Annotated in this window: 7 protein-coding genes; all 7 read right to left on the bottom strand. The window is 70.2% G+C overall.

The annotated features are described in order from the left end of the window. Positions 1–447 precede the first annotated feature (447 nt). The 7 genes from ACTWQF_RS36610 to ACTWQF_RS36640 all read right to left on the bottom strand — a co-directional run bounded on the left by ACTWQF_RS36610 (position 448) and on the right by ACTWQF_RS36640 (position 6,490). Positions 448–624: a hypothetical protein gene (locus tag ACTWQF_RS36610; protein WP_443284098.1), complete on the bottom strand. Its 177-nt coding sequence runs from the start codon at positions 622–624 to the stop codon at positions 448–450. Positions 625–1,025: 401 nt separating this feature from the next. Next, positions 1,026–1,484 carry a hypothetical protein gene (locus ACTWQF_RS36615; protein ID WP_443284099.1) on the bottom strand — a complete coding sequence of 153 codons (459 nt, stop codon included), beginning with the start codon at positions 1,482–1,484 and terminating at the stop codon, positions 1,026–1,028. Between the two features lie 713 nt (positions 1,485–2,197). Then, positions 2,198–3,466 carry a glycosyltransferase family 2 protein gene (locus ACTWQF_RS36620; RefSeq protein WP_443284100.1) on the bottom strand — a complete coding sequence of 423 codons (1,269 nt, stop codon included), beginning with the start codon at positions 3,464–3,466 and terminating at the stop codon, positions 2,198–2,200. Between the two features lie 155 nt (positions 3,467–3,621). Continuing rightward, positions 3,622–3,855 carry a hypothetical protein gene (locus tag ACTWQF_RS36625; protein WP_443284101.1) on the bottom strand — a complete coding sequence of 78 codons (234 nt, stop codon included), beginning with the start codon at positions 3,853–3,855 and terminating at the stop codon, positions 3,622–3,624. Positions 3,856–4,220: 365 nt separating this feature from the next. Further along, the gene (locus ACTWQF_RS36630) at positions 4,221–5,084 is read right to left on the bottom strand and encodes an aldo/keto reductase (protein WP_443284102.1); all 864 of its coding nucleotides are present in this window, start codon (positions 5,082–5,084) and stop codon (positions 4,221–4,223) included. Beyond that, positions 5,018–6,214 carry a JmjC domain-containing protein gene (locus tag ACTWQF_RS36635; RefSeq protein WP_443284103.1) on the bottom strand — a complete coding sequence of 399 codons (1,197 nt, stop codon included), beginning with the start codon at positions 6,212–6,214 and terminating at the stop codon, positions 5,018–5,020. The genes ACTWQF_RS36630 and ACTWQF_RS36635 overlap by 67 nt, the downstream gene beginning before the upstream one ends. A gap of 93 nt (positions 6,215–6,307) precedes the next feature. After that, the gene (locus tag ACTWQF_RS36640; RefSeq protein WP_443284104.1) at positions 6,308–6,490 is read right to left on the bottom strand and encodes a hypothetical protein; all 183 of its coding nucleotides are present in this window, start codon (positions 6,488–6,490) and stop codon (positions 6,308–6,310) included. Between the last annotated feature and the right edge of the window lie 741 nt (positions 6,491–7,231).

Here is a 7,231-nt window from a genome sequence, read left to right on the forward strand (position 1 = left end):
GTGTCCGGCCCTGCCGACGCAGCCGACAGGCGGCTGGGGCGGGATGGGGGCAAGCCCCCGCCTCACGAGCTTGCCCCCACCCCGCCCCAGCCGCAGGCTGCAAGCAGAGGGCAGGGCCGGACACGGCCCACCGCAGACGGAGCCGCGCCAGCACCGTCGGAGAAGGAACCCGCGCGTATGACGGCGCCGGCCGAGGAGCCGACGCGGCGCCCAGTTCCGGACGGAGAACGAAACGCAGGGGAAGACGGCCGGAGCGACTGCGGCAACGGAAACCGGCCGCCGACGGACAGACCCGGCGACGAACACCCCGAGCCATCGACGGGACAACACAGGACAACGAAACGGAGAAGGCCCAGCACGAAGTAGCCCCGGTGCCGCTGGAGGCCAGCAGCACCGGGGCCGGGGCCTGGACCGGGGCTCACCAGGAGCGGTGAGCCCCGGTGAGGATCACTCCCCGCTCTTCTTCGTCACCTTGTCGAGCCACCCCTGCAGAGTCGGCTTCGACTCCTCCTTCTGCTTGCCGTCCCCCACCACCTTGTCGAGGTACCCCTGCAGGCCTTCTTTCTGCTTCTTGGCCTTGGCCCTCGCGGCCGCCTTTTTCTGCTTCTTGGCCTCGTCCGTCATGACCTCTTCCTTCTCGTGTGTGCCGGGCGGTGGCCTCCGTCGAGGGAGGTGGGCCGTGATCGGCCCTGCCCGACGCAGCCGACAGGCGGTAGGGGCGGACAGGGCCGAACACCGCCCATCGCAGACGGCCGCCGCCGACACGGGGCGACGGAGGAGCAGGCGGGGAAACGCCGCCGACCGTGTCGGCGCGGTGCCCACCGTCGCCAGGCGGCGGTTCGGGCTTTGCCCGGCCACGCCGTCGGCGGAAGCTTCGGAGAGCTCGCCCGATGGCCCGCCCGACCGGCCGACAACCAGCGCACCCGACCCCGCTGACCGCCCCGGGGGACAACCACACGCGGAAAGGCCCCGGCCCCCACCGGAGTGGGGGCCGGGGCCGACCGTCACCATGCTGGGCTCCCGCCCTACGCCGCTTCCCCGCCGTGCGAGTCCTCGTAAAGGGGGCCGAAGTCGACGCTCTTGACGTCGCCCAGTTCGAGCGGCTGCCGCAGAAGACGGCGCAGCCAGGCGAACCGCTGGGACTTCGTGAGGTAGCCGGGGCCGAACTCGACGGAGACCCACCGGTACTCCACGTCCCTCAGGGACTTGCCCCGCTCACCCGACTCGCTCTCCCCGCCAGGGCGGTAGATGGCCTGGGCCGCTTTCAGCTGCTCGGACGGAACCTCGACGATCCACGAGTCCGAGCGCCACTCCCACGGCCGCCGCCCCTCCCGGGGCACCTCCACCTGCAGGAGGACGGTTCCCTTGCCCTCGTTCGGGTCCCCCACGGACGCGACGCTCACCAGCACGCCGTTGAACCCCATGCGCCAGTAAGAACGGTCGAACTCCATGGACCAGTAAGAACGGTTGATCACGCTCGACATGACAGCTCCTCTGTTGAAGACAGCCGGGGAGCGGCCCGTGCGGGCTGCCCTGGGCGTCTGTGCCCTTCCCGGTGATCGGCCGACAGCGCTGCGGCGGGGCGGGGGTCAACCGAGTGTGCTTTTTGCTCGGTTGACCCCCGCCCTGGCGTGGCGCAGGCTCAGGCACCGGGGAGGACACAGGCCCCAGGGCAACCACAGGTCACACCTTCTGCCTCCAGGAGAGCACCACCACGTACGCGGACCGTCCCCGGTAGCTGATGGCCCGGTGGCCCGGTGGCCTGCACGTCGGGGGCCCGCCGGTGTCCGCCGCCGATACGTCGGCGAACGCCACGGGGCATGCCCGAGCCATCCGCCCGGCCATGCGTCACCGGCGGCTGCGTCCCCGCGTTGTCCGCCGTCACAGGTCACTCGTGTAGAGGGGAACACCTCGGCTCAGCTGACCTCGCGCCCGCCGCACAACGTGCTGCCCCTCCCCCGCCCGCAGGCCCACGAGGAAAGACCCGGAGACGGGCCCTGGTACCACACACACGACTGAGGGCCCTGGTACCGCCGCGTACCGGCGGTACCAGGGCCCTCAGTCAGCCTGGCTCAGTCAGATTCAGCTCTCTTCCTCCGAACCGAATCCGTCCCCATCATCAGGTCGGGGAGGCGCGGGCCTGCCGGATGCTTCCGGCCCCCCGGAGGGAGCCGGAAGCATCCGGGTCACTCACCCGTCACCGTGCGGCGGTCCACCCGCTCTCAGCGGGGGCGTCAAGGTGCCGCCGCTGACGCTCCAGATTCGCCACGAACGCGTCGACCTGCGCCGCCTCCACCGCCTCGAGATCCCCAGTACGCCGGTAACCGCGGCGGAAGACCCCGGTCTCCGCAACTGGCACGACGAACGCGCCTTGGGCCAGCGCCTTCGCCACGAACGTCCCGTCCTCCGGACCACGGCCCATGTAGTCGGACGGGAAACCGATGTCCGCAATCGGCCGCGAAGCCACGAGGTCGCCACGCTGGACCAGCCGGTACACCTCGTCCGGACTCACCCCGCCCAGACCCCGGAACGCATCGGCATCTGCACCCGACTTGCCGTACGGCAGACGCTCCGGCGTCGGAGCCGTGGGCTCCAGGTACTCCATCCGGCCGGAGACCGTGACCAGATACGGCGACAGCAGATGCCGTACCGCGTGCTCCAGCAGGTAGTTGGGCGCCATCTGGAGGTCGTCGTCGATGAAGACCGTCACCGGGTGACTCGACAGCTCCTGGCCCAGGTTCCGAGCACCACCGCGGTAGACCCGCTCGGGGGCCCGCACCAGCCGCACCTGCGGCGGCAGCCCAGCGGGCAGCCGCAGCGGGGACTTGCTCAGGTCGTCCACGAACACGCACTCCCACGGAGTGCGCCCCGGAAGCCGTCCGGCGGCCTCGATGACGCTTCCGGCCGTTCCGGCCAGCACGCTCTGCGCGCCACGCGCCGAGACGACGACGCTGACACCGGGAAGCGCCGGAAGGTCCCGGCTGGTCTCCGGCAGCCCCAGAGCCGCCATGGCCGCCTTCAGCAGCCAGTAGTCGTTGCTGCGGGCCCGGAGCCGGTCCCGGACACTCACCAGCCGTCCGGCCTCGCGCGCCATGGGCCAGCCCAGCCACGCCAGCACCTCGTCCAGCGCCCTGTCCGACGCCCACGCCAGCTCCGCGACGACATACCGCGGATTGTCCCGCACCACCAGAAGCACCTGGACCTCACCGGTCTGCCCAGAACGAATCGCCCGGGCAGTCGCGTTCATGACCGCCTCGGAACTCATCGGCACCCAACGGCCGCGACCGGCAAGCCAGCTGCACCGGCCGGGACCCGCCAGCCGCATCAGCCGACCGCTCTTGAGGCCGACCTCCACCACCACATCCAGCGGGACGAAACCATGCCGCGCCCACCAGTCCCACGCGACCGACGGCTCCGCGGCGAAAGGACGCACCCCGCTCGGGTACACCACGTTGTTCGTACGCACTTGACTCTCCTCACTGTTGAGGACGGACCGGAATTGGTCCGTCCGGAAACCTGGAAGGCCCGCACCGCGGCAGGCCGGACACAAAGAGGGGCGGCCCCTCGGGTGAGGGACCGCCCAGCGAAAGGGGGAGCGGCCGGAGCCGCTCCCCCGGAGGGTCACCCCACCAGGCCCAGCAGGGCCTTGGCATCCGCCGGAACCTTCACGGTCACGACGTCGCCGGGGCCCCAGGCCTCAGCTATGACCTTGACGGCCAGCTCCGGGTCGGCGAGCTCGACTTCGAGCTCATCGTCGCCTTCGCCGGTCAACGACCACAGCCTCAAATGGACGACGTTGCTGCCACGGATGCAGACGTCGGAGATACGGCCGACGAGGTCGAAGCGAGGTGTCATGGTCTCTTCCTTCCGAACAGACCGGGGGGGGGACGGCCGCGCGATGCGGCCCCGGGGCTCTGTGGTCCCCTTCCCGGTGATCGGCCGACAGCGCCGCGCCGGGGCGGGGGGTCAACCGAGCGCGGCTTTTGCTCGGTTGACCCCCCGTTCCGGTGTGGCGCAGGCTCAGCCACCGGGAAGGGGGGCGCAGAGGCCCGCACCACAGCAGTGGTCGCCCCTCTCACGACCGGAAACAGGGAACGCCCCGGCCTTCCGTCTGACCAGAACCGGCCGGACATGGTCTCCATGTCCGGCCGACTGGTGGCGCCCTTCCTTCGTACGGAGTCGCGGGCCCGCCGCGTATGCGTGCGGGCCCGCAGCCCGGCTCACTGCCGGGCTTCACTCCTATCGGCGGCATCCCGCAGAAGGCGGCGATACTGGCCGACGACGTCCTCGTCCACCTCAAGAGCCAGCGCATCGACCAGCTCCCGCAGATGGGCGGGGTTGTCCGTACCGACCGCCACCGCGTCAACCGCAGGGAGACGGTAGGCAGCTCGGAAAACTGCCTGCGTCGCAGTGGCCTGCTCCGCCTCACGCAGGAACACCCGTGGGTCGAACCGCCCCCACACGTCCTCCGCTGTACTGCCGCCGAAGGGGCTCATCCCCCACACCTGCGACGGACGCAGACGGGCGGTGAGCAGCTCGGCGGCTTCGAGGATCCCGGCCCTGACCAGCAGACCGGAACGGACCATCAGAACGTCAGGACGCGACAGCCCGTCCCCGGTGAGGGCGCCCAGAGGGCGCGGGTCCCAGGACGAGATGCCCCAGGACCCGCACACGCCGCTCAACGCGGCATCCTCCAGAACATTGCAGGCAGCCGCCAGCCGCTCGCGGCGCGCCGCCTCAGGACCTGCGGACAGGCTGTGCTCCGGATTGTGCAGAAGCACCACATCCGGCTCCCGCCCCAGATCCTGGGCCGCGCGCTCAACCGCCGCACGCAGACGCTCCGGATCCAGAGAGTGCTCCGACGCCCGGCCGGGCACCGGAAAGTACCCGACCTTCGTCGACACCCTGAACCGCGGCAGCAGATCACCAGCGACCCGCGCCAACGTCTCGTGCGAACGGAAACCCAGGTAGTTGGAGCTCGTATCAAGAGCCCCAACTCCCAGGTCGAGCGCCTCCCTCAGGACAGCGGGCTCGTGACGAGACCGGTGTAACCCGAGGACAACTCGGGAGTCAGCGGCGCACACAGTCCCTCCTCCACCAGAGTCTCGGCGATCTCGGACACGTCGTAGCCCACGGCCGCCTCGACGGCACTCAGGCTGACCGGCCTGCCGCTGAGCAGCAGCCGCAGAGCGGGCAGCGCCAGATCCGCGAAGAGGAACTTCCGGCCCGCTGAGATCACGCTCACCGTCGTGCCCTCCGGCTCGATCCGGGGCGGGAACTGGCTGATGCACACGACCCCTTCGAGCGACCCGAAGACGTCCACGAAAGGCACATACCGGGTCGAGAACGGCTGCTGCTCGTACGCGGCCAGGTAGTCGGCCGGAGGGTTCTCACGGACGAGATCCGCAGCCGCCTTCTGAAGCGCCGTCGTGTCCGCCCACGGGCTCCGGTCCAGGTCGTGCCGGAAGATCTCCTGCTGCCTGCACCAGTCCGCCAGCCACGTGAGGTAGCTCGCGCCCGTGCGCTTCGTGATGCCGAACGTCGCGTGCAGGCTGTAGCCGGAGCCGCTGCCGTTACGCGTCGCCTGGTGCCAGAACCCCCGGGGGATGTGCATGACGTCGCCCGGCTTCATGACCCCCTCCCACACCATGTCCTCGCTCGGAGTGGTGTTGGGATCGGCGTCCCGGTACATCGGCGCCGGCCGGGAGGTGTTCCGCACCTCCCACTCCTTCTCGCCCGCCAGCTGCACGATCACCACGTCGTGGTCGTCCCAGTGCAGCGGGAAGCCCGAGGCCTCGTTCGTGGTCAGGTACACGTTCACCTGCACCCGCTCGTGAGACCACCACTGGAGAGCCCGGCAAGCGGCCTCCATCGTCGGGTCGAAGGTGTTGAGCTGATCCATGATCAGCGTCGCACCCTCCCGCAGCAGCCCGCCCAGCCGCTGCATGTTCACCATCGGGATGCTCTGCCCCCGAGGGCTGACCGTGTCGGTGAAGTACACCGCCGGGTGCACCTCCTCGCCGTTCTGGAAGAGCCGGAACTGCGGACGGTTCAGGCTCCTGCGCATCACGACGTCCAGCAGCCGGTTCGGCGTCAGGACCCGGGAGAGGAGCGCCCGATCACCGACGTTCCCCCGTGCGAAGCTCTTCCCGATCTCGTCCGGGCCGCTCCATCCGAGCGCGGTCTCGATCGCCTTGATCAACTGGTGTTCCACTTCTTCCTCCTTGGAAGTTCACTCGTGTCGTGCGGAAAAGCCAGCGGGGGCCGACGCGACGAATCGCGCCGACCCCCGCCGAAACCGGGACCGTCAGTGGTCGTCGCTCAGGTTGCCGTCACCGCCCGGCCAAGGGGCGTCGCCGCCGTTGCCCTGGTTGTCCGCCGACCGGTTGTTGTCGTACCGGTCCTGGACGACGGTCAGCTGCTGCACCGCCAGGACGAGCCCGGCAACGGGCCTGGACTGGGCAGGCGTCGCCTGCACCTGTGCATTCACGTCGTGCTCCTTCCGCTGAACTCCCGCCCCGCTCTGGGGCAGAAGAGCGACACCCTCCACTCGGGAGAGAACCGCACATGAACACCTCCTCCTCACGCGCCGCGAAAGGCACGAAGAGGTGTCCAGCCGGGTCCTTTCCGGCACGAGCCGGACGGCGGGCCCCCTGGGTGGTGGCAAGGCGCTTGTGACTTGCCACCACCCAGGGGGTCTGCCAGGCTCCAAGTGCCGGAAAGGAACCGGCTGGACACCTCCGTCCCCAAATGGCCCCATTACGCGGTGGGTCCCCCCGGGCTCTTGCCCGGGGGGACCCACCGGCCCTCGCCCTGGGGGCAGAACCCACGAGGCCCGACATCACGTGCAGCCTGACGAGCAAGCCGTCCCTACGGAGCCGCGGACGTATCACGGGGAAGGGGGGCTCGGCGCCCACCTGCGCCGCCCGCGAAGGCGGCGCCGGGAAAGCCCCGTGCCCGCCAGGTCCTGGCGAGCGCGTCACAGACACCAAATAGCTCCGGCGCCCGCCGCAGTGCGACGGACGCCGGAGCTGGTCACCGCCGGATCAACGGCGGTTACGAGCACCAGAAAGCAGCGCGTCAGCACCGCAACTGACAGACAGCGCAGGCTTGACCACAGCCCCTGCGGCGTTCAGTGGTGGGCTGCGCGGAGCGCCAGGTAGTAGGGCACTGAGCGCACGACAGCCGCGGAGCGGCTCAATCCGCCGAGCGCGGAGCGCCGAGGGAAGGG

This window comes from Streptomyces sp. 8N114, assembly GCF_052245835.1.
Classification (GTDB): domain Bacteria; phylum Actinomycetota; class Actinomycetes; order Streptomycetales; family Streptomycetaceae; genus Streptomyces.

Coding starts and splice junctions, on each gene's coding strand:
- ACTWQF_RS36625 (WP_443284101.1), bottom strand. CDS start 3,855: ATGACACCTCGCTTCGACCTCGTCGGCCGTATCTCCGACGTCTGCATC.
- ACTWQF_RS36610 (WP_443284098.1), bottom strand. CDS start 624: ATGACGGACGAGGCCAAGAAGCAGAAAAAGGCGGCCGCGAGGGCCAAG.
- ACTWQF_RS36615 (WP_443284099.1), bottom strand. CDS start 1,484: ATGTCGAGCGTGATCAACCGTTCTTACTGGTCCATGGAGTTCGACCGT.